We start from the raw sequence: 21,056 nt of genomic DNA, 5'->3' as shown, positions 1-21,056 counted from the left end.
TTCGATAAAGGTTGAGCAACGTTGCTCAGTGCCGGTACATACCGCACTTCGACGGTAATCCTTACTTGCAAGGCATCTCTGAAAATCCGATCGGCAGATTTTTAGAGACACCCTTTAAGAATGCGCATCACGCATCCTTATCAAGTGGGCGTATCATATCGATCGGCTTGCGCTTCTATCATTGACCCCGGTCAATTTTCATCGCATGATATCTGCCCTTGGTTCAACTCCTTCTGGTAGCCATTTCCTGACTGTAAATGCCCACTGTCGATAACCATCCTGACCGTAATGTCATACGCGTTCAACTCAAGCAGAATCATGTCCTGAAGGACGTGACGGAGCAGGAATGGGCAGAGCTGGAACCGCATTTGCTGGTGGTCGATTGCCCCAAGGGCGATTTCCTGCTGCACCAGGGCGTACACGAGATGGAACAGTACTTCATTCTCGACGGCATCCTCAAGCGCGTAGTGACGAATCAGCAAGCCAAGGAGATGATTCTACGCTTTGCCGACGAGCGCAGCATGGAAACCAGCTACGCCGCATGGCGCCTCAAGACACCCACACCGTACAGCATCATCTGCGTCACCAAGGCACGCGTCGTGAAATTGCCATTGCTGCAATGGATCGCCTTCCTTGATCGCCACGAACACATCAAGCAGGCCTTCGAACTTGACGTCATGCAATTGATGAGCGACATCATGGCGCACACCATCACCCTTCACTTGCTGGACGCGCCGGGACGCGTGCAACGCTTCGTGCGCAAGCATCCGGAATTGTTCGACCGCATACCCAAGAAAGAGTTGGCTTCCTACCTCAATTTATCCCCGGAAACGCTCAGCAGACTCAAACACCAAGGAAAAATCTGATTCTACACATGCGAATGGAATGATATCCCGTTCGCACGATGCCCGCTGCCGCACCCACCTCCACCAATAGCGCCCGCGGATTGCTCGCCATCGGCAGCACCGTCCAAGCTTGGCATTGCACACATCGCTTCGCTCCACACCCAGCGCTTCCGCACAATAAAAAAAGCCCGCAAGGCAACTGCCTTGCGGGCTTTTCAGAAAAACCGTACGTCTTATTCTGCTTCGCGATGTTCGGCGAATTCGTCCTTCTTCGGCGGACGAACCATTGCGATCAGGCGCGAGATCAGCGGCCAGAGCAGCATGACCAGAGCCAGAGTGGTGATGGTACCAACCAGCGGGTTGGAGAACATGACCATCACGTCGCCTTGCGAAACCAGCATCGCCTGACGGAACGAGTCCTCTGCCTTGTCGCCCAGCACCAGTGCCAGCACCATCGGCGCCAGCGGGTAGTCGAGCTTCTTGAACAGATAACCGACCACACCGAACACGATCATCAGCCAGATATCGAACGTCGCATTGCCCACCGTGTAGGCGCCGATGGCGCAAATCACGATGATGACCGGAGCGATGATCGAGAACGGGATGCGCAGGATCGAAGCGAACAGCGGCACCGTCGTCAGCACCACCAGCAGGCCGACCAGGTTACCCAGGTACATACTGGCGATCAGACCCCAGACGAAGTCCTTCTGTTCGACGAACAGCAGCGGACCTGGCTGCAGACCCCAGATCAGCAGGCCGCCCAGCAGAACTGCAGCGGTCGGCGAACCCGGAATACCCAGAGCCAGCATCGGCAGCAGTGCAGCGGTACCGGCAGCGTGGGCAGCGGTTTCCGGAGCGACGATACCTTCCAGTTCACCCTTGCCGTAGTTGTTGCCATTGCGGGACATTTTCTTGGCCAGACCATATGCCATGAACGATGCCGGCGTTGCGCCACCAGGCGTGACACCCATCCACATACCGACCAGGGCACTGCGCAGCGAGGTCACCCAGTACTTCGGCAGTTTCTTCCAGGTCTGGAACACGACCTTCGGATCGATCTTGGCCGATTTGCCGGAGAACGCCAGGCCTTCTTCCATCGACAGCAGGATTTCGCCGATACCGAACAGACCGATAACAGCGATCAGGAAGTCGAAGCCGCGCATCAGCTCTTCGAAACCGAAGGTCAGACGCAGTTGGCCCGTCACCGTATCCATGCCGACGGCAGCCAGCGCGAAGCCGAGTGCCATGGAAGCCAGCACCTTGAACGGCGAACCCTTGCCCATGCCGACGAAGCTGCAGAAGGTCAGCAGATACACCGAGAAGAATTCCGGCGGACCGAAACGCAGGGCAAACTTCGCCACCAGCGGCGCCATGAAGGTAATCATCACCACGGCCAGGAATGCGCCGATGAACGAAGACGTGAATGCACCCGTCAACGCCTCACCCGCATGCCCCTTCTGTGCCATCGGATACCCGTCGAATGTCGTGGCCACGGACCACGGTTCACCCGGAATATTGAACAGCACGGAAGTGATTGCACCGCCGAACAATGCGCCCCAGTAGATACAGGAGAGCATGATGATTGCCGAGGTCGGAGACATCGTGAACGTCAGCGGCAACAGAATTGCCACACCGTTCGCCCCTCCCAGGCCAGGCAGCACGCCGATCAACACGCCCAGAACGATGCCGATGACCATCAGCAAGAAGTTCGCAGGCGTGAAGATCACGGCAAACCCGTGAAACAATGCGCTAATTTCATCCATTTTATTGACTCCTTTGATTCGAGCTCATTCGATTGCGATTGATCGAGTCAATCGCTTAATAACCGGTGAAGCCCAAGAGATTGATCGCGCCTTTGTAGAGGGGGACCTTGAACCACACCTCGAACATCATGAAAAAGACGGTGTTGACTGCCAGCCCGGCAATGACTGCCTTGATCGGCGAGAACTTGCCGAGGAAGATCATGAACAGGGTGATATAGACGGCCGAGGCAATGTAGATACCGAAAACCTCGATTCCCCCTACATAGATGATTGCCGGTATCAACACTTGCAGGATGCGCTTCAGTTGCTCGCTATCGACAAAGATGTCGGTGTTCTTTTCCTTGCCGAACAGCGCCTGATAAAGCGTCCCTGCACCCGAGATGCAGATCACAAGGCCGATGTAAAAGGGGAAGTAGCCAGAGCCAGGGCCATCCGAGGTCCAGCCGGCGCCAAGCTCCCAGCTGGTGATCGCTACGATGAGTCCGAGCAAGAGCAGGATGCCTGCGACTACCGCCTCCACGATATAGGTGGCTACGCCTGTGCGAACGCCACCACTGGATTCCATATTCTGATCCATGGGGAATGCTCCTGAAAATTATTTATATGATTTTTTGGCAGACGAACGCTAGCGACACTACCGGTTGTCCGGTAGCGTCGTCAGTCAGTTCAGTGAGTGCCCCTGGAGGATTTACTTCTTGGCCAGGAAGCCGGCTTCACGCATCAGCGTTTCGTGCTGCTTCTCTGCGCTTTCCAGCCAGGTCTTGAAGTCTGCGCCAGTCTTGAAGGTCTGGTTGAAGGCACCTTTTTCCATGTACTCTTTCCAGTCAGGCGTTTCGCGCAGCTTGGTGAAGAGATCGACATAGAACGCCAGTTGATCAGGCGTCACACCAGCCGGCATGAAGATGCCGCGCAGCATGGTGTAGTCGGTAGGAATACCGGCTTCCTGGCAGGTCGGGATGTCGTTCCAGGATTGGGTATCGGTGACCTTGGCCTTGTACGGCATGCGCTCGTGATCGAACACGCACTGCGCCGTCAGCTTGCCTGCACGCCATTGGGAAACGGCTTCGATCGGGTTGTTCACCGTCGATTGGACGTGGCCGCCGACCAGCTGCACAGCCACTTCACCACCGCCTTTGAACGGCACGTAGATGAACTTGGTGCCGGTTGCCTTTTCCAGGCCGACCGTGATGATCTGGTCTTCCTGCTTGGAACCGGTGCCGCCCATCTTGAACTTGTTCGGGCCGGCTGCCTTCACGGCATCCATGTAGTCTTTCGCCGATTTGTAGTTCTGTTCGGCGTTGGTCCACAGAACGAACTGGTCAAGCGCCAGCATGGCCACTGGCGTCATGTCGCGCCAGTTGAACGGCACACCGGTTGCCATTGGCGTGGTGAACAGGTTGGAGAGCGTAATGATGATCTTGTGCGGATCGCCCTTGTCCTTCTTGATGCCGAGGAAGCCTTCTGCACCCGCACCGCCGGATTTGTTGACGATGATGAGCGGCTCTTTCATCAGCTTGTGCTTGATGATGACGCCCTGGATGAAACGTGCCATTTGATCGGCACCGCCGCCGGTACCTGCAGGCACGACGAATTCGACCGGCTTGGTCGGCTCCCAGGCTGCAAATGCTGAAGTGGTAGTCAGTGCGAGTGCGGCAATCGCGCCGGCAGTTGCCTTGGCCATACCGCGTGTGGAAATCAATTTCTTGATCATTACTGTCTCCTTGGAATAATAATTTTTGTTACAGGTACTGCTGCCACTTTTCAGAGTGCCTTTTGAGCCTCCGCATCGTGCGGCTCCGATGCTGGTTGAAACAATTCGTGTAGCACGATCATTTCCAAACGATGCGTCCTTTCGCCGGTAATCGACTGAAAGTGCGCTGAGGCTGGCTTTCTGCCGGTCCGACCACATCGTTCAAATTGCATGGAACAGTGGGAGTACTACGATCAATCGACATGGCCTCCTTTAACCTTGCCGACCAACCCGATCCAGAACTTCGATGGCACGCCGTCATTGTCGCGGCACGTCCTATCTCTGCTCCGAATCAATCCTGCACTGTTCCCTTTTTTCTAAAATTGCTTTGCGTCAGTGTGCCATCTTTGAGTGGCAAATGGGAATTTTTTTATGTCCTTGCAGCAATCCCATCACACTGATTTGCTCCGAATTCTCCGAGAAGATTCGGACCATTTCCTTGACCACGGTTAAGTTTTACGCATGTTTAACAAAACATCGCAAACCTGCGCAATACGTATTTATACGTACCGCATTCATCACGACCTTTCGCCGCCATCACCTACTCGCAAACAAAAAGGCCTGCGATTTCGCAGGCCTTTTTCGAATGCATGAATCGCGGATCAGGCGACTTTCTGCAGCTTCACGAGTCCGGATTCTTCACCCATGGTTTTCGCCAGCAGCTTGACCAGTGCGAAGACGGTATCGATATGCGGCGTCGGCGTGTCGGTCAGGCGACCAAGCTCTGCAACCGAACCCACCAGCGCATCGATCTCGGGATCACGACCTGCTTCGACGTCCTGCAGCATCGAGGTCTTGTGCTTGCCTACTTTTTCAGCACCGGCGATACGCTTCTCGAGCGGTACGCGGAATTCGATGCCCAGCTTGTTGGCGACGGTCTGTGCTTCGGTCATCATGGCAGCCGCCAGTTCGCGCGACAGCGGGTATTGGCAGATGTCCTGCAGCGTCGAGTGCGACAGCGCGCTGATCGGATTGAACGTCAGGTTGCCCCACAGCTTGAGCCACATTTCGGCGCGGATGTTGTCCAGCACCGGCGCCTTGAAGCCGGCATTGGTGAAGCATTCCGATACGCGGGTCGCGCGTTCGCTGATCGAACCGTCGAGTTCGCCGATGGGGAAACGGTCGCCTTCGATGTGCTTGATGACGCCCGGGGCGATCAGTTCCGATGCCGGATAGACGACGCAACCGAGAACGCGATCGGCAGGGATCTTGGCCGTGATGTTACCGGTCGGATCGACGCTCTTGACGCAGGTGCCGGCCAGCTTGCCGCCGTGGTTGTGGAAGTACCAGAACGGAATGCCGTTCTGCATCGTCACGATCACGGTGTCCGGACCGATCAGCTTCGGCAGATCGTCGGCGATGGCTTCGAGCTGGTGCGCCTTCATGGCCAGCACGACGATATCCTGATGACCGGCTTCGTCGTAGTTGTTGGTGGCCTTGACGTTGGAAGCAACGTGCTCGGTACCGTCGTGCATGATCAGCTTGGCGCCGTTCTTGCGTATGGCTTCGAGGTTGGCGCCGCGCACGATGAAGGTAACGTCTTCACCCGCGAGGGCCAGTTTCACGCCAACGTAACCACCGATGGCGCCTGCTCCGATAACTGCAATTTTCATAGCTTTCCTCAGACTATTTACTTGAAATCGTTGGTGAGCTTGCCGATGCCGGCAATCTCGACCTCGACGACGCTGTTCGGCTTCATGGAGCCGACACCGACGGAGGTACCGCAGAGGATGATGTCACCAGGGAACAGCGTCAGTTCCTGCGAAATCATGCTGACCAGTTGCTGGGTCGAGAAGCGCATGTCGCTGATGGGGTAATCCTGACGGACATCACCGTTGAGAATGGTTTTGACGACCAGCGTGGTCGGATCCAGATCGGTCGCGATGGCGGGACCGAACGGGCAGAACGTATCGAAGCCTTTTGCACGCACCCATTGCGCGAACGATTCGTCGCGATTGAGGATGTTGGCGACCGTCACGTCGTTGGCGGCGGTATAGCCGAACACGTAGTCGAGCGCGTCGGCTTCGGAGACGTTCTTGGCTTTCTTGCCGATGACGATGCCGAGTTCGCCTTCGAAGACGATCTTGTCGTCGGTAGGCGGCTTCTCGATCGTTTCACCGGGGTTCAGATAGGAATTCGGGGCCTTGATCAGATACAGCGGTTCTGCCGGATCTGCGAGGTTGAGTTTTGCGGCCAGCGCATGGAAGTTGTTCCACATCGCGATGACCTTGGTCGGCTGACACGGCATCAGCAGTTTGACGTCGTTGACGTTGACAACGGTGTCGGTCTTGACGGGGTTGGAAAACATGTCGCCGGTATAGACCTGAATGTTGTCGCCTTCAAGCGTACCGAACTGTGCATTGCCTGCGTGACTGAAACGAACCCAACGTTGTGACATGTTTTACTCTTTTCAAAAATTGTCGAAATTATAAACCCGCACTCGTGCAGTGGTCTATCGGATGCGGCGTCGCGCGCGGCGCGAAATCGACCGGATGCTTCGACTTGATGACAGATGGAAACTGCTTCCGCGGGTGCGATGCCGCTTCCCGCGGAAGCATTCGCTCCCGGACATGCGTCCGGGAAACGGGTCTTACAGAACCGACTTCAGCAGACGACCCATTTCAGCCGGGTTTTTCGTCACTTTGATGCCGCATGCTTCCATGACAGCCAGCTTCTCTTGCGCCGTACCCTTGCCGCCCGAGATGATGGCGCCAGCGTGGCCCATGCGCTTGCCCGGAGGCGCGGTAACGCCGGCGATGAAGCCGACCACCGGTTTCTTCATGTTGTCCTTGATCCAGCGTGCGCAGGTTTCTTCTGCTTCACCGCCGATTTCACCGACCATGATGACTGCATCGGTGTCAGGATCGTCGTTGAACATTTTCAGCACGTCGATGTGCTTCAGACCCGAGACCGGATCACCACCGATACCGACCACGGTCGATTGACCCAGACCGAACTCGGCCAGCTGGCCAGCGGCTTCATAGGTCAACGTGCCCGAACGCGACACGACGCCGATGCGGCCCTTCTTGTGGATGTGGCCCGGCATGATGCCGATCTTGATTTCGTCAGGCGTGATCAGACCTGGGCAGTTCGGGCCCAGCAGCAGGGTCTTGGAGTTTTCCAGACGTTGCTTGGTGCGAATCATGTCGCGCACCGGAATGCCTTCGGTGATGCAGATCACCAGATCGAGACCGGCGTCCACCGCTTCGTCGATCGCAGCGGCAGCGAATGGAGGCGGAACGTAGATCACGGAAACGGTCGCGCCCGTCTCTGCCTTCGCTTCGGCAACCGATGCGTAGATTGGCACGCCTTCGAACGACTCGCCCGGCTTCTTCGGGTTCACGCCGGCGACGAAGCAGTTCTTGCCGTTCGCGTACTCGAGGCACATCTTGGTGTGGAACTGACCGGTCTTGCCGGTGATACCTTGGGTGATGACCTTGGTGTCTTTGTTGATCAGGATAGACATTGATTATTTCCCCTGTGCTGCGTTGACGACTTTCTCAGCCGCTTCAGCCATGTTGTTAGCCGTGATGATCGGGAGACCGGATTCAGCCAGAATCTGCTTGCCCAGTTCTTCGTTGGTGCCCGCCATGCGAACCACCAGAGGAACCTTCAGATCAACCTGTTTTGCTGCCGCGATCACGCCGTTCGCGATGGTGTCGCAACGCATGATGCCGCCGAAGATGTTGACCAGGATCGCCTTGATGTCCGGGTTCTTCAACATGATCTTGAATGCTTCGGTGACTTTCTCGGTCGTGGCACCGCCGCCGACGTCGAGGAAGTTGGCCGGTTCACCGCCGTACAGCTTGATGACGTCCATCGTCGCCATTGCCAGACCGGCGCCGTTGACGAGGCAGCCGATGTTGCCATCGAGCGAGATGTAGGTCAGGTCGAATTTCGATGCTTCGATTTCTGCGGCATCTTCTTCGTCCAGATCGCGCATTTCCTGGATTTCAGGGTGGCGATACAGTGCGTTGGAATCGAAGTTGAATTTCGCGTCGAGTGCAACGATGCGGTCGTCGCCGGTCACGATCAGGGGATTGATCTCTGCCAGCGAGGCGTCGGATTCGTCGAATGCCTTGTAGAGGCCTTGCATGAATGCGCGCGCCTGGCCGATCGAACCTTCCGGCACGCCGATCTTGCGCGCGATGTCGTCGGCTTCGCTGTCGAGCAGACCTTTGGTCGGATCAATGAATACCGTGTGGATTTTCTCAGGAGTATGTTCTGCAACGTGTTCGATATCCATGCCGCCTTCGCTCGATGCCATCAGCGCAACGCGCTGGCTACCGCGATCGACAACCATACCGACGTACAGTTCCTTCTTGATGTCCGCGCCTTCTTCGATCAGCAGGCGCTTGACCAGACGGCCTTCAGGACCGGTCTGATGGGTCACCAGCGTCATGCCGAGAATGTCGTTTGCGTACTGGCGCACTTCGTCGAGCGACTTGGCAACCTTGACGCCGCCTCCCTTGCCGCGTCCACCTGCGTGGATCTGCGCCTTGACGACCCAGACCTTGCCGCCGAGTTTTTCAGCAGCCTGTACAGCCTCATCTACCGAAAAACAGGGAAAGCCTTTGGGTGTCGTGACACCGTACTTACGCAGTATTTCTTTTCCTTGATACTCGTGGATATTCATGATCGTCCTTATTGAAAACCAATTTTTTGGCAGCGATTCGCTACGAATATATTTTTTGCATTGAATCCACGCAAAAACCGTCAGGGGCTTCTTTCCAGCAAAGACTGCTATGTTAGCAATTTCCGACTCGAATTAAAACGGTGCGGCGAATTGTCCGAGAAGCTCCGACCGAACGCCTTGACCCCGGTTAAGTTTTTTTCATGTCCACATGCAAATTCATGCATGTGACAAACACACGCCCATCAATGGGAAATGCAAAGGAGAAAGAGGCCTGCCTCTCGCTTGCCGCGTCTTGAGCGAACAAGGAAAAACCGGGCTTTCCGGCGCACCGCAGTTACCGATAGGCAGGGGCGCGCATGATGCAAATGACCGTGCCGCGTCGCATCAGATCATGATGCGCCCAACGGCAGAGGATCGTCAGACGCCGATCTGACCGCGCTGAAATTCAGCCCAGTCGATCGCAGGCTTGCGGCTGCCGGCGGCACTCATGGCCTGATAGCAACGTGCCTTGGCGTTTTGAATGGCGTCGATCAGGAAATCCGCTTCATATACCTTGAGCAGATGCGACTGATCATTTTCCAGATAATGGCGAAGACGCTGGCTGCCACCGACCGTATCGGACAGGTCGTGACCGGTATCCGCGTCCCAATGCCAGCTCAGGCCCAGCTCGTAGAATGCGGCGTTGTACGCATTGCGATGCAAAGCCGCAATGTCATCTGCTGCATGGTGCTGCTTGCTGGAAAAACCGAACATGGCGCTCTCCTGAAAAATGCCGCGGTCCGGTTTCGCTCCGGACCGAGTTGCATCTTAGGGAAAAACAATGATTACGCATAGTTAAAGTATTTAATGCTAACGATTCCCTAAAGGTTATACTAGGAAAATCATGAAGAATGCCACCCTGCGCCAACTCAAGGTTTTCGAGACCGTCGCTCGCCACCTGAGCTTCTCGCGCGCGGCCGAGGAACTGCACCTGACGCAACCCGCCGTCTCGACCCAGATCAAGAAACTCGAAGACCATGCGGGCCTGCCGCTGTTCGAGCAACTGGGCAAGAAGATCTACCTGACGCCGGGCGGTGCCGAACTGCTCGACTACTGCCGCACCATCATCCAGCAGTTTCAGGAAGCTGAAGATGCCATGACCCACTTCAAGGGCATCACCGGCGGCAAGCTCAACGTCGCCGTGATCAGCGCGGGCGATTACTTTTTTCCGCGCCTATTGGTCGAGTTCGCGCGGCGGCACCAGGGCGTCACGCTCAACCTGTCGGTCCACAACCGCGATGGCCTGCTCAACCAGCTCGCCAACAACCTGACCGACATCGCCATCATGGTGCGCCCGCCGCTCGACATGGACACCGAAGTCCAGGCCTTCGCCCCGCACCCTTACGTGATCGTCGCACCGCCAGATCATCATCTGGTATCGAAGAAGAACATCCCGATCCAGACGCTGATGCGCGAACCGTTCGTGGTGCGCGAGAAAGGCTCGGATACCTGGAACTCGATGGAAGACGGCTTCGGCGGCAACCTGACCGACCTCAACATCGCGATGGAAATCCGCAGTATGGAAACCATCAAGCAGGCCGTCATCGCCGGCATGGGTCTCGCCTTCCTGTCGGCGCATACCATCAGCCTGGAACTGCAGGCCGGCAGCCTCGCCGTGCTCGACGTCGAAGGCTTTCCCGTCATGCTCAACTGGTACGTGGTGCACCGCAAGCACAAGCGCCTGCCTCCAGTGGCCCAGGCGTTCAAGGATTTCCTGCTGGAAGAAGGCCCGGCCCTGATCGAGAAGATCGTGCGCTACAACCCCAAGCCCGGAAGGCAGTTGAGCGATGCGCCGGTGAAGCGGAAAAGAAAAAACGCCACCGGCTGAAGTGCCGAGGCGTTTCTGCCAACCCAGCATGCACACTAGAACCGCTGAGTGAGTTGCAGACCAAAGCACCAAGCATCGCCGATGTTGGCTGAGTTGCCGTTTGAACTGATGCCGGTCAGATACTTTTCATTCAGCAGGTTTTTCGCGTACGCACTGAATGTAAAGTTGCGCGTCTGGTAGCCCGCCTGGGCATTGACAATTGTGAACGAATCAACGGCGGTAACAGGTCTGTTTGCGACCTCTCCCTTGCTGTAGTAGCCGTCTGTGAAAGATACGTCGCCGCCGACGAACCATCCGGATTGGCGCTTGTAGATCGCACCCAGCGATGCAGTCAGTGCTGGAGCTTCCGGAAACTCGTTCCCGGTTATGCTGGCACCGTTATACACGCCGTCCTTGAACTTCGTCTTCAGCAGGCCAAGGCCTGCATATACATCAAGCCCTGAATCGAGATTCCACCGCGCCTCAATTTCGGCACCATAGGATTCCGCCTGTCCTGCATTGATGGTGTAAGTGTATCCAGCACTAAGGATGGGATCCGGCACTGGAACGGGAACCTGCATATTGCTGTGATCGTAGTAGAAGACGTTGCCGTTGATCTGTAGCCGGTCATCCAGCCATTTGGAGCGATATGCCAGTTCGTAAGCCCACAACGTCTCCGACTCTACGGTGTTGATTGTTGTCGTACCGAGGATGTGTTCGGAAAACCCCGGACGATAGCCCTTGCTCGCTGTCAGGGCGATGTTCTGGTTTTCCGAAATCTCGAAAGCGAGGCCGATCTTGGGCAGGAACTCGGTGTTCGACACCGAACTTACCTCATCCAGCGTGGCATCAATCGTACCGGCCAGGACAACGCCCGTGACGTTGGCCGATACCTTGTCATGAAGCAGTCGCCCGCCCGCCAGAAGCGTCCATCGGTCCGTGAACTCGTAGCGTCCATCGGCATACACCGCCAACGATGTGCTCTTGTCTCTCGAATTGATCCTCTGAAGGGGAACTGTGTAGCCGAGGCCAAACACGTCCATTTCACTATCCCCCACGCTATGGCCTGAAGCGTAGCCTGCATACAGTCCAAGCACGCCGGAAAATGCGCTTTCCTCCGAACCATAGATCAAGCGAATGTCCTGCGAGAAATCCTCTCTGTCACGAGTGTCATCGCGGAAGAATGTCGCGGATCGTGGTGCGTTGATCTTCACTTTCGTGTCGACATACGAGGTAACCGACTGGATCGTCCAGTCGGGGTTGAACTCGTATTTCAGGTCCGCGATGTATCGGCTGACGGTGGTATCTCGAAACTCTTCAAATCCCGCGGTCACATACTCGCGGGCGAAAAAATCCGGGCCGGTGACTGTATTGTACGCAGGCTTGTCGTGCGTTCGGCTGACCGTAAATAAACCCGTGAAACCTGGCAGTGCACTTGGCGTGAAGAGCAGCTTGCCACGAAACTCCTCGAATTCTTCATCGCCTTGAGAGGCCCACTTCGGGTCGCTATACGAGATATCCTTGTCATCCCGGGCGACCTGGCCAGAAAGGCGGAACGCCAGTTGATCCTCGATGATCGGGGCGGAGACGGCGAAGGCCCCCGAATACAGGCCATCGCTGTCAATCTCCTGACGGAAGATCGCCTCTGGCTTGAAGGTTGGATCCTTGGTCTTGATGGCAACCGAGCCTGCCAGCGCATTGCGCCCCTGTAGGGTGGACTGCGGGCCGCGCAGGACCTCGATCTGCTCGACGTCCCACACACCTCTGGTGCCGCGGCGGGTCGCTTCGATGCCCTGCTCCGCGCCATCGACGCTTACCGAGATGACAGGATTGGATCGGCTGGGCTGCGTCGCGCCTTCGGCATTCATGCCGCGGATTGCGATGTTGGTGTTGCCGGAGTTCTCGAACATGCGAATATTGGGCGAACTGTTGAGAGCCTCATCGAGAGACTGCCGCACATAATCGTCCAACTCATCGGAAGTGACGAATTCGACGCTGGTGAAAGTGTTGAATGGGCTGCGCGCAAACTTCTCGCCACGGATGATGATCGGAGCCAGTACAGTCGCATCGATCCACGACTGTTCTGCCGTCGACAGCGCATTGGCTTCGGCCCGCGCCTGGCGCTCCAGCCCATAGCTACCATCCGCGCGCAAAACGGCTTCCAGTCCGCTGCCCTTCAGCAACTGGTCCAGCCCCTCCTGCACACCGTATTGCCCAGACAACCCGGCACTGCGCTTACCCTCCGTGTGTGTGCCATCGATCGAGATCAGAATCCCGGCTTGCGTAGCAAAGGCATTCAATGCCTGATCGAGCGTTCCTGCTGGTATTTGATATTGCCTGAGGCTCTGCGCAGCCTGTCCCGTCTGTTGCGCCTGCGATGCAGACGGCATGGTCGCCAGCCCCATGGACAGGCAGGCGAAAACCACAGCCTGCGACAAGACAGACAAAGTTGGCATGGAACGAGATGCCTTGCAATGACGGCGAATGAGTGACGATGACATGGTGCAGTTCCCCCCTGTTTTCAATGATGGATACAAGCTCCTGCAATGGAACCTTGTCTGTATCCCGAACGAGAAAGGAAAAGTGCTACGGCTTTCTGAAAAAATTATTCGGCCGATTGTTGCGGACCCACCGTGACCCAGTAGCGCGTGGCATAACTGACGCGAATCGGCAGTGTCTGCGCGAGTGCGCGCAAGGTCTGGTCGGTATCGCGCGCCGAATAGACACCGGAGACGATCAGCCCGGCCACGGCCGGATCGCAGCTCACGATGCCGCTGCGGTAGCGCGACAACTCTGCCAGAAAGTCATGCAAGGTCATGCGTTCTGCCACCAGCAGGCCACGCGTCCATTCGTGCGCGGCCATCAAGGCAGGCTGCGGTGCGTCGATGGCACGGCTATTGAACGATGCCTGCTGATTTGCATCCAGCCGCAAAGAATGCACTGCATTGTCTTGCGGCTGCAATTCGACAGCGCCCTTCTGCACCGTGACCAGTGAATGCTCCGCCTGCTGCCGTACCGTGAACTGTGTACCAATCGCACGTACCACACCTTGCGCTGTTTCGACCACAAAAGGACGTGCTGGCACTGCAGTGTCAGGCGCAGTGACAATATGAATTTCACCCTGCCGCAAGCGAATGCGGCGCAGGGCAGGATCAAAGACGATATCGACTGCGGTGGCGGTATTGAGGATCAGGTGACCGCCATCCGGCAGGGCCACCTCGCGCTGCTCGCCGCGGCCGGTGCTGGCATCGGCCAGTGCCATCTGCCATTGCGGCGTTCGCTGCGCAGCGTACAGGGCCACGCCGCTTCCGCCGACCAGCAGCAGGCTACGCAATACACGGCGGCGCGCCGTTTGCCGATACGCAGCGCGCAACACCTTGCCGGTCACGGGATCGGCCACATCCTGCAGGCCGGCATCGATACCCTGCACCTGCTGCCATGCACGTTGCTGCTCGGCACCGGCGGCGAGCCAGCGCTCGAAATCGTCGCGATCCTGCTTACTGCTCTCGCCGGACCAGAACGTCACCTGCCATTCGAGCGCCTGCTGCAGGATGACTGGCGATACGGAAGCACTCATGGCGTTATGCTCCACCCGGCAGGCAAACCAGGCAGGCTTGCGCGGCACGCAGCATGTACTTGCGCACGGTGGCCACCGACATGCCCATGTGATCGGCAATCTCCGAATAGGTCAGGCCATCGAAGCGCGACAGCAGAAAGGTTTCACGCACCTTGGCTGGCAGGGCATCGAGCATGGCATCGATGCGCAGCAGCGATTCGAGCACGATGGCGCGCTCTTCCGCAGACGACGCACAATGTACGGGCATGGATGCGAGCGCCTCAAGCCAGGCAGACTCAAGCATGCGTCGCCGATGCAGATCGACTACCAACCCCTTGGCGATCTGCGTCAGATGCGCGCGAGACTGTTCGGGCGCCGGCGATTGGCCGGACACCAGAATGCGCAGGAAAGTGTCGTGTGTGAGATCAGCCGCGTCGAAGGGATTGCCCAGCCGGCGGCGCAGCCAGCCCAGCAGCCAGTGATGGTGAGCTTGATAGAGCGCTTGCGAATCGAATGAGGAAGTTTCTGCAGGCAGGGTAACGCCGGGCTTCACGATATGGGAACGATTTTATATTGAGAATCGTTCTCATTTTATGGATGCCGCGATGATGTGGCAATCATGGCGTGGCATGGGGACAACAAAGACAGGCGTTGCCTTCTGGAGCGTACTCCTGACTCGCCCTTCGCGCTGGATTCCCGGCTGCCGTTATACGGGCAATCCCGTCAGGCCTTCTCTCAAACAACCTTGAGCACGATCTTGCCAATGTGCTGGCTGCTTTCCATCAATTCATGCGCCTTGGCGGCTTCTTCCAGATTGAAGACCTGATAAATGACAGGCTTGATCTTGCCGGATTCCAGCAGCGGCCAGACGCGCTCGCGCAGTTGCTGCGCAATCGCCGCCTTGAAGGCGACCGGGCGCGGACGCAACGTGGAGCCGGTGACGGTCAGGCGGCGCAGCAGGATCTGGCCGAGGCTGACAGTGGCCTTGTTGCCGCCAAGCAGCGCGATGAAGACCAGGCGGCCGTCGTCGGCCAGGCAGCGGATCTCGCGTTCGGTGTAGTCGCCTCCAACCATGTCGAGAATCACATCGACGCCCTTGCCATCGGTGGCTTCCTTGACGACCTGACCGAAGTCTTCCGTCTTGTAGTTGATGCCGCGCTCCGCGCCCAGCACTTCGCAGGCACGCGCCTTTTCGTCGCTGCCGGCGGTGGCGAACACGCGATGACCGAGCGCGGCGGCGATCTGGATCGCCGTCACGCCGATGCCGGAAGTGCCGCCCTGCACCAGCAGCGTTTCGCCCGGCGCGAGATGGCAGCGGTCGAACACATTGCTCCAGACGGTAAAGAAGGTTTCCGGCAGCGAGGCCGCTTCGATCGGGTCCATGCCTTTTGGAATCGGCAGGCATTGCGGTGCCGGCACCGTGCAGTATTCGGCATAGCCACCGCCCTGCGCCAGGCCGCAGACCATGTCGCCGAGCCTGAAGCCGCTGCCTTCGAGATCACCGCCGACCACCTCGCCCGCGACTTCGAGTCCCGGCAGATCGGACGCGCTCTTGGGTACCGGATAGTTGCCCGTGCGCTGCAGCACGTCGGGACGGTTGATACCGGCCGCGTGCACCTTGATCAGCAGTTCGCCGGCCTTGGGCTCGGGCATCGGGCGTTCGCAGAGTTTCAAGACATCCGCAGGGCCTGGCTGGGTGATTTCGATCGCGCGCATGGGAATCCTTTATCGATGACGACGTTGAAGGCAGCAGGATAGTCGATTATCGGAAGCGCTGCCAACGCAGCGCCCTACACCACGCGCCCAGCCATCGGCGACGATGGCGAGGCAGCGAACTTGCGGGCGATGCGGCCGGCAAGGAAAGCGTTGCGGCCGGCGTCGATGCCGAGCTTCATGGCGTGCGCCATGCGTACCGGGTCCTGCGCACCGGCAATCGCGGTGTTCATCAGCACGCCGTCGCAGCCGAGTTCCATGGCGATCGCTGCATCGGATGCCGTACCGACACCGGCGTCAACGATGACAGGCACCTTGCTCTGTTCGATGATGAGCGAGAGATTCCACGGATTGAGGATGCCCATGCCGGAGCCGATCAGCGAGGCCAGCGGCATGATGGCGGCGCAGCCGATGTCTTCGAGCATCCTTGCCTGGATCGGGTCGTCGCTGCAATAGACCATGACGTCGAAACCGTCCTTGACCAACGTTTCCGCTGCCTTGAGCGTTTCCGGCATGTTGGGGAACAGAGTCTTTTCGTCGCCCAGCACTTCGAGCTTGCAGAGCTTGTGACCGCCGAGGATTTCGCGGCCGAGCTGCAGCGTATAGACGGCGTCGGCGGCGTTGTAGCAGCCGGCGGAGTTGGGCAGCAGGGTAAATTCGGACGGCGGCAGCACGTCGAGCAGGCTCGGTGCATTTGGGTCCTGGCCGATGTTGACGCGGCGGATCGCGACAGTGACGATTTCTGCGCCGCTGGCGAGGCTGGCTTCGCGCGTCTGCGCGAGGCCCTTGTATTTCCCGCTGCCGACCAGCAGGCGCGAACGGTAGGCCTTGCCGGCAACGGTCAGTTGGGTATCGTTGAATGCGTTCATGATTGTCCTGCTTCAATAAAATCGATTTACATACCATCAAGACGAATACAAGCGCCGTGCCTGCCTTGATGGAAAAACAGGAAGGGCAGCCGGAGCCGCCCTTCCTCATTCAACCACCGCCGATGGGACGCACGATATCGACCCGATCGGCAGCCTGCAGACAGCACTGCGACCAGATGCCACGCGGTACGATCTCGCGATTGATTGCCACCGCCAGCGCATCGTTCTGCAACGATAGCGAGGCGATCAGATCGCCGACGGTTTGTCCTTCGTCGATCTGATAGCTCCATCCATTGAGTTCGATCTCCATCATCATTGCTTACGATAGAGCTCGGCACCGCTCTTGACGAATTCGACGGCCTTGACTTCCATGCCCTGCTTGAGCGCCTGGATTTCCGAGATGCCCTGGCTGGCCGCGTAGTCGCGCACTTCCTGCGTGATCTTCATCGAGCAGAAATGCGGACCGCACATCGAACAGAAGTGCGCGACCTTTGCCGAATCCTTGGGCAGGGTCTCGTCGTGGAATTCGCGCGCCTTGTCGGGATCGAGGCCGAGGTTGAACTGGTCTTCCCAGCGGAATTCGAAGCGCGCCTTTGACAGCGCGTTGTCACGAATCTGCGCCCCCGGATGTCCCTTCGCCAGATCGGCCGCATGCGCCGCGATCTTGTAGGTGATGATGCCGTCCTTCACATCCACCTTGTTGGGCAGACCCAGGTGTTCCTTCGGCGTCACGTAGCACAGCATGGCGGTGCCGTACCAGCCGATCTGCGCCGCGCCGATGCCGGAGGTGATGTGATCGTAGCCGGGTGCGATGTCGGTCGTCAGCGGACCCAGCGTGTAGAACGGCGCCTCATGGCAATGCTGGAGCTGCAAGTCCATGTTCTCCTTGATCAGGTGCATGGGCACGTGGCCCGGCCCTTCGATCATCACCTGCACGTCGTGCTTCCACGCGATCTGCGTGAGTTCACCGAGCGTCTTCAGTTCGCCGAGCTGGGCTTCGTCGTTGGCGTCGTAGATCGAACCCGGACGCAGGCCATCGCCGAGCGAGAACGAGACGTCATAGGCTTTCATGATCTCGCAGATGTCTTCGAAGTGCTCATAGAGGAAGGATTCCCTGTGATGCGCGAGACACCACTTCGCCATGATCGATCCGCCGCGCGAGACGATGCCCGTCATGCGCTTGGCCGTCAGCGGCACGTACTGCAGGCGCACGCCGGCATGAATCGTGAAGTAATCGACGCCCTGCTCGGCCTGCTCGATCAGCGTGTCGCGGAAGATTTCCCAGGTCAGGTCCTCGGCCTTGCCGTTGACCTTTTCGAGCGCCTGATAGATCGGTACCGTACCGATCGGCACCGGCGAGTTGCGAACGATCCATTCGCGCGTCTCGTGGATGTGCTTGCCGGTCGAGAGATCCATCACGTTGTCGCCGCCCCAGCGGATCGCCCACGTCATCTTTTCCACTTCCTCGCCGATCGAGGAAGTGACGGCCGAGTTGCCGATGTTGGCGTTGATCTTCACCAGGAAATTGCGGCCGATGATCATCGGCTCGACTTCCGGATGGTTGATGTTGGCCGGAATGATGGCGCGCCCCATGGCGATTTCGTTGCGCACGAATTCGGGCGTGATCTCGCGCGGGATGGCGGCGCCGAATGACTGACCCGGATGCTGGCGTCCCATCAGTTCGGCCAGCTTCTCGCCCTTGGGTCCCGAACGCTTGAGTTCTTCCAGATAGGCCTTGCGGTTCATGTTCTCGCGGATCGCGACGAACTGCATCTCGGGCGTGATGATGCCGCGTCGCGCGTAGTGCATCTGCGTGACGTTCTTGCCGGCAATCGCGCGGCGTGGCTTGCGATGCAGATTGAAACGCAGTTCGGCCAGCTTGGGATCGTTGAGACGTTCGATGCCGTACTGCGAGGTCGGGCCCGCCAGTTCCTCGGTGTCCTCGCGTTCGCGTATCCAGGGCAGGCGCGGCGTCGGCAGACCGGAGCGAATATCGATCTTCACGTCCGGATCGGTGTACGGACCCGAGGTGTCATAGACGTAGATCGGCGGATTCGTTTCCGCGCCGAACGAGGCAGGCGTGTCGGACTGCGTGATCTCGCGCATGGGCACGCGAATGTCGGGACGCGAACCTTCGATGTAAATCTTGCGGGAATTGGGAAGCGGCTGGATCGCGGCTTCATCTACCGTGGCGGTAGCGGAAAGAAACTTCGGATTGGCACTCATTTTGGCTCCTTGGCTAACTACAGGCTTGGAGCCAGCTAAGGAGGTGTGGAAGCAAACGAACGCACCTGCCGATCAGGTACGGACGCTCACTTCGTCAGCTTCCCTTCGCTGGCATTATCCAGATCAGGTTCAAGGGTTTTTCTCACCCGGCCGAACCAACTGCGTTCGGCCTAGGACCCCTAGCTATTTGCTTCTACTGCTTTTGTACTGCTTGTGCTGCATCGCGGTACGCATAGTCCCGTTCCAACGACAGCATCAGTCTATGAACTGCAGACCGTGCCGGCATTGACCGCGGTCAAACTTTGACGTCTGACATGAATGAATTGCCGCATCCTGCTCACATGCTCGCGCCGATCGCTTGCATATCGGCAATCCATTGATGTCAGTTCTGAAAAGCGGTCACCCGCCTTCCAGAACCGTCAGGCATTACTTGATCGTTGCGATGTGCAACAGGTTGGTCGTGCCCGATTCGCCGAACGGCAGGCCGGCCGAGATGGCGATGTAGTCGCCCTTCTTGGCAAAGCCTTCGCGTACTGCGGAGGTCACGGCTTCGCTGACCATTTCATCGACCGAATGCACGTCCTTGCCAACGATCGAGTGGATGCCCCACACCCATGCCAGGCGACGCGCGGTCTTGAGTTCCGGCGTGATGCTGAGGATGGAGGTGTTCGGACGCACGCGCGAGGCGCTCATGCTGGTGCTGCCGGACTTGGTGTAGGTCACGGTACCGGCTGCATTGATGGCGGAAGTGACATCGAGCAAGGCGTTGCAGATCGCATCTTCCGGCGTCGGGCGCGGTGCGACCTGTTGCGCGTCGAGCAGCTTGCGATAGACCGGATCGGCTTCCACTTCCTTGATGATGCTGTCCATCATCTGCACGGCACGCACCGGGTTCTTGCCGCTGGCCGATTCGGCCGACAGCATGACGGCGTCGGCGCCTTCGTAGATCGCGTTGGCGACGTCGGACGCTTCGGCGCGGGTCGGCATCGGCGACTCGGTCATCGATTCCAGCATATGGGTCGCGACGATGGTCGGACGGCCGTATTTGCGCGAAGCGCGGATGATTTCCTTCTGCGCGCGCGGCACTTGCGAGATCGGCAGTTCAACGCCGAGGTCGCCACGTGCCACCATCACGGAGTCCGATGCCTTGCAGATCGCATCGATGTCCAGCATCGCGGCCGGCTTCTCGATCTTCGACTGGATCAGGGCACGGTCGCCGATGATCTTGCGTGCGTCTTCGATGTCGGAGACTTGCTGCACGAACGACAGCGCCACCCAATCGACACCCAGCGACAGCGCGAATTCCAGGTCAACCAGATCCTTCGGCGTCATGGCCGGGATCGGCAGGATCGCGTCGGGCACGTTGACACCCTTGCGGTTGGAAATCTTGCCGCCGACGGTCACGCGCGTGACGATGCGGTCGCCCGAGTTGCTTTCGATCGCGACGCGAATCTTGCCGTCGTCGAACAGCAGGTTCTGGCCAGCCTTGACGGCGGCGAACAGTTCCGGATGCGGCAGATAAACGCGGGTTGCGTCGCCCGGGGTCTGGTCGCGGTCGAGCACGAACTGCTCGCCGGCGGTCAGCACGGCGGAGTCGCCGTTGAAGGTGCCCAGACGGATCTTCGGACCTTGCAGGTCGCACAGGATGGAAACCGGACGGCCGTACTTGGTTTCCAGGCCGCGCACGATTTCGTGACGGGCGCGGTGATCTTCGTGCGAACCATGGCTGAAGTTGAAGCGGAACATGTCCACGCCGGCTTCGAACAGCGCGCTGATGGTTTCGACGTCGCTGCTGGCAGGGCCGAGGGTAGCAACGATTTTGGCTTTGCGATTACGTCTCATGACAATCTTC

Annotated in this window: 18 protein-coding genes and 1 riboswitch; of the genes, 2 read left to right on the top strand and 16 right to left on the bottom strand. The window is 58.3% G+C overall.

All coding sequences use genetic code 11. The annotated features are described in order from the left end of the window. Positions 1–257: 257 nt before the first annotated feature. Entirely contained in the window at positions 258–866 is a 609-nt protein-coding gene (locus tag IEV38_RS13250) for a Crp/Fnr family transcriptional regulator (protein ID WP_188396824.1), read from the top strand. Between the two features lie 212 nt (positions 867–1,078). Here IEV38_RS13250 and IEV38_RS13245 read toward each other — a convergent pair whose 3' ends face one another. From IEV38_RS13245 to IEV38_RS13210, 8 genes are all read right to left on the bottom strand, one after another. Continuing rightward, positions 1,079–2,608: a tripartite tricarboxylate transporter permease gene (locus IEV38_RS13245; protein ID WP_188396822.1), complete on the bottom strand. Its 1,530-nt coding sequence runs from the start codon at positions 2,606–2,608 to the stop codon at positions 1,079–1,081. Positions 2,609–2,663: 55 nt separating this feature from the next. Continuing rightward, positions 2,664–3,185, bottom strand: coding sequence for a tripartite tricarboxylate transporter TctB family protein (locus tag IEV38_RS13240; RefSeq protein WP_188396820.1), 522 nt, complete (start codon positions 3,183–3,185; stop codon positions 2,664–2,666). 111 nt (positions 3,186–3,296) lie between these two features. Continuing rightward, positions 3,297–4,319, bottom strand: a complete 1,023-nt coding sequence (locus tag IEV38_RS13235) for a Bug family tripartite tricarboxylate transporter substrate binding protein (RefSeq protein ID WP_188396818.1) — start codon at positions 4,317–4,319, stop codon at positions 3,297–3,299. A 641-nt stretch (positions 4,320–4,960) separates the two neighbouring features. Beyond that, positions 4,961–5,971, bottom strand: a complete 1,011-nt coding sequence (locus tag IEV38_RS13230; RefSeq protein ID WP_188396816.1) for a 2-dehydropantoate 2-reductase — start codon at positions 5,969–5,971, stop codon at positions 4,961–4,963. 17 nt (positions 5,972–5,988) lie between these two features. Continuing rightward, positions 5,989–6,756 (bottom strand): fumarylacetoacetate hydrolase family protein, encoded by a 768-nt coding sequence (locus IEV38_RS13225; protein WP_188396814.1) that lies wholly within the window; start codon positions 6,754–6,756, stop codon positions 5,989–5,991. Positions 6,757–6,948: 192 nt separating this feature from the next. Next, positions 6,949–7,824: a succinate--CoA ligase subunit alpha gene (gene sucD, locus IEV38_RS13220; RefSeq protein WP_188396812.1), complete on the bottom strand. Its 876-nt coding sequence runs from the start codon at positions 7,822–7,824 to the stop codon at positions 6,949–6,951. A 3-nt stretch (positions 7,825–7,827) separates the two neighbouring features. Next, entirely contained in the window at positions 7,828–8,994 is a 1,167-nt protein-coding gene (sucC, locus tag IEV38_RS13215; protein WP_188396810.1) for an ADP-forming succinate--CoA ligase subunit beta, read from the bottom strand. Positions 8,995–9,411: 417 nt separating this feature from the next. Further along, a complete protein-coding gene (locus IEV38_RS13210; protein ID WP_188396808.1) occupies positions 9,412–9,747 on the bottom strand; it encodes an HAD family hydrolase in 336 nt (111 codons plus the stop codon). A gap of 130 nt (positions 9,748–9,877) precedes the next feature. Between IEV38_RS13210 and IEV38_RS13205 the strand changes: the two genes are divergently transcribed. Then, positions 9,878–10,861 (top strand): LysR family transcriptional regulator, encoded by a 984-nt coding sequence (locus tag IEV38_RS13205; protein ID WP_188396806.1) that lies wholly within the window; start codon positions 9,878–9,880, stop codon positions 10,859–10,861. Between the two features lie 35 nt (positions 10,862–10,896). Here the strand turns inward: IEV38_RS13205 and IEV38_RS13200 are convergent, their stop codons facing one another. From IEV38_RS13200 to pyk, 8 genes are all read right to left on the bottom strand, one after another. Continuing rightward, on the bottom strand, positions 10,897–13,296 hold the full coding sequence (locus IEV38_RS13200) for a TonB-dependent receptor (protein WP_229729046.1): 2,400 nt from the start codon (positions 13,294–13,296) through the stop codon (positions 10,897–10,899). Between the two features lie 149 nt (positions 13,297–13,445). Then, positions 13,446–14,417: a FecR domain-containing protein gene (locus IEV38_RS13195; RefSeq protein WP_188396804.1), complete on the bottom strand. Its 972-nt coding sequence runs from the start codon at positions 14,415–14,417 to the stop codon at positions 13,446–13,448. Positions 14,418–14,421: 4 nt separating this feature from the next. After that, on the bottom strand, positions 14,422–14,949 hold the full coding sequence (locus IEV38_RS13190; protein WP_229729045.1) for a sigma-70 family RNA polymerase sigma factor: 528 nt from the start codon (positions 14,947–14,949) through the stop codon (positions 14,422–14,424). 182 nt (positions 14,950–15,131) lie between these two features. Beyond that, on the bottom strand, positions 15,132–16,112 hold the full coding sequence (locus tag IEV38_RS13185; protein ID WP_188396802.1) for an NAD(P)H-quinone oxidoreductase: 981 nt from the start codon (positions 16,110–16,112) through the stop codon (positions 15,132–15,134). Positions 16,113–16,186: 74 nt separating this feature from the next. Next, positions 16,187–16,978 (bottom strand): thiazole synthase, encoded by a 792-nt coding sequence (locus IEV38_RS13180; RefSeq protein ID WP_188396800.1) that lies wholly within the window; start codon positions 16,976–16,978, stop codon positions 16,187–16,189. Positions 16,979–17,087: 109 nt separating this feature from the next. After that, a complete protein-coding gene (gene thiS / locus IEV38_RS13175) occupies positions 17,088–17,294 on the bottom strand; it encodes a sulfur carrier protein ThiS (protein WP_371869886.1) in 207 nt (68 codons plus the stop codon). After that, on the bottom strand, positions 17,291–19,204 hold the full coding sequence (thiC, locus tag IEV38_RS13170; RefSeq protein WP_188396798.1) for a phosphomethylpyrimidine synthase ThiC: 1,914 nt from the start codon (positions 19,202–19,204) through the stop codon (positions 17,291–17,293). Before thiC ends, thiS begins: the two co-directional genes overlap by 4 nt. A gap of 83 nt (positions 19,205–19,287) precedes the next feature. Beyond that, a riboswitch (TPP riboswitch) is annotated at positions 19,288–19,395 on the bottom strand. A gap of 235 nt (positions 19,396–19,630) precedes the next feature. Then, complete coding sequence (gene pyk / locus IEV38_RS13165) at positions 19,631–21,046, bottom strand: pyruvate kinase (protein WP_188396796.1); 1,416 nt, start codon at positions 21,044–21,046, stop codon at positions 19,631–19,633. Positions 21,047–21,056: the final 10 nt, after the last annotated feature.

This window comes from Oxalicibacterium flavum (assembly GCF_014635065.1).
In the GTDB taxonomy this organism is placed as follows: domain Bacteria; phylum Pseudomonadota; class Gammaproteobacteria; order Burkholderiales; family Burkholderiaceae_D; genus Oxalicibacterium; species Oxalicibacterium flavum.
Note: the sequence above shows the minus strand (reverse complement) of the source record. Positions and strands in the feature narration are given on the sequence as shown.

Excerpts from the sequence above, each read along its gene's own strand:
- IEV38_RS13250 (WP_188396824.1), top strand. The coding sequence starts at position 258 with ATGCCCACTGTCGATAACCATCCTGACCGTAATGTCATACGCGTTCAA.
- IEV38_RS13245 (WP_188396822.1), bottom strand. The coding sequence starts at position 2,608 with ATGGATGAAATTAGCGCATTGTTTCACGGGTTTGCCGTGATCTTCACG.
- IEV38_RS13240 (WP_188396820.1), bottom strand. The coding sequence starts at position 3,185 with ATGGATCAGAATATGGAATCCAGTGGTGGCGTTCGCACAGGCGTAGCC.
- IEV38_RS13235 (WP_188396818.1), bottom strand. The coding sequence starts at position 4,319 with ATGATCAAGAAATTGATTTCCACACGCGGTATGGCCAAGGCAACTGCC.
- IEV38_RS13230 (WP_188396816.1), bottom strand. The coding sequence starts at position 5,971 with ATGAAAATTGCAGTTATCGGAGCAGGCGCCATCGGTGGTTACGTTGGC.
- IEV38_RS13225 (WP_188396814.1), bottom strand. The coding sequence starts at position 6,756 with ATGTCACAACGTTGGGTTCGTTTCAGTCACGCAGGCAATGCACAGTTC.
- sucD (WP_188396812.1), bottom strand. The coding sequence starts at position 7,824 with ATGTCTATCCTGATCAACAAAGACACCAAGGTCATCACCCAAGGTATC.
- sucC (WP_188396810.1), bottom strand. The coding sequence starts at position 8,994 with ATGAATATCCACGAGTATCAAGGAAAAGAAATACTGCGTAAGTACGGT.
- IEV38_RS13210 (WP_188396808.1), bottom strand. The coding sequence starts at position 9,747 with ATGTTCGGTTTTTCCAGCAAGCAGCACCATGCAGCAGATGACATTGCG.
- IEV38_RS13205 (WP_188396806.1), top strand. The coding sequence starts at position 9,878 with ATGAAGAATGCCACCCTGCGCCAACTCAAGGTTTTCGAGACCGTCGCT.
- IEV38_RS13200 (WP_229729046.1), bottom strand. The coding sequence starts at position 13,296 with ATGCCAACTTTGTCTGTCTTGTCGCAGGCTGTGGTTTTCGCCTGCCTG.
- IEV38_RS13195 (WP_188396804.1), bottom strand. The coding sequence starts at position 14,417 with ATGAGTGCTTCCGTATCGCCAGTCATCCTGCAGCAGGCGCTCGAATGG.
- IEV38_RS13185 (WP_188396802.1), bottom strand. The coding sequence starts at position 16,112 with ATGCGCGCGATCGAAATCACCCAGCCAGGCCCTGCGGATGTCTTGAAA.
- IEV38_RS13180 (WP_188396800.1), bottom strand. The coding sequence starts at position 16,978 with ATGAACGCATTCAACGATACCCAACTGACCGTTGCCGGCAAGGCCTAC.
- thiS (WP_371869886.1), bottom strand. The coding sequence starts at position 17,294 with ATGATGATGGAGATCGAACTCAATGGATGGAGCTATCAGATCGACGAA.
- thiC (WP_188396798.1), bottom strand. The coding sequence starts at position 19,204 with ATGAGTGCCAATCCGAAGTTTCTTTCCGCTACCGCCACGGTAGATGAA.
- pyk (WP_188396796.1), bottom strand. The coding sequence starts at position 21,046 with ATGAGACGTAATCGCAAAGCCAAAATCGTTGCTACCCTCGGCCCTGCC.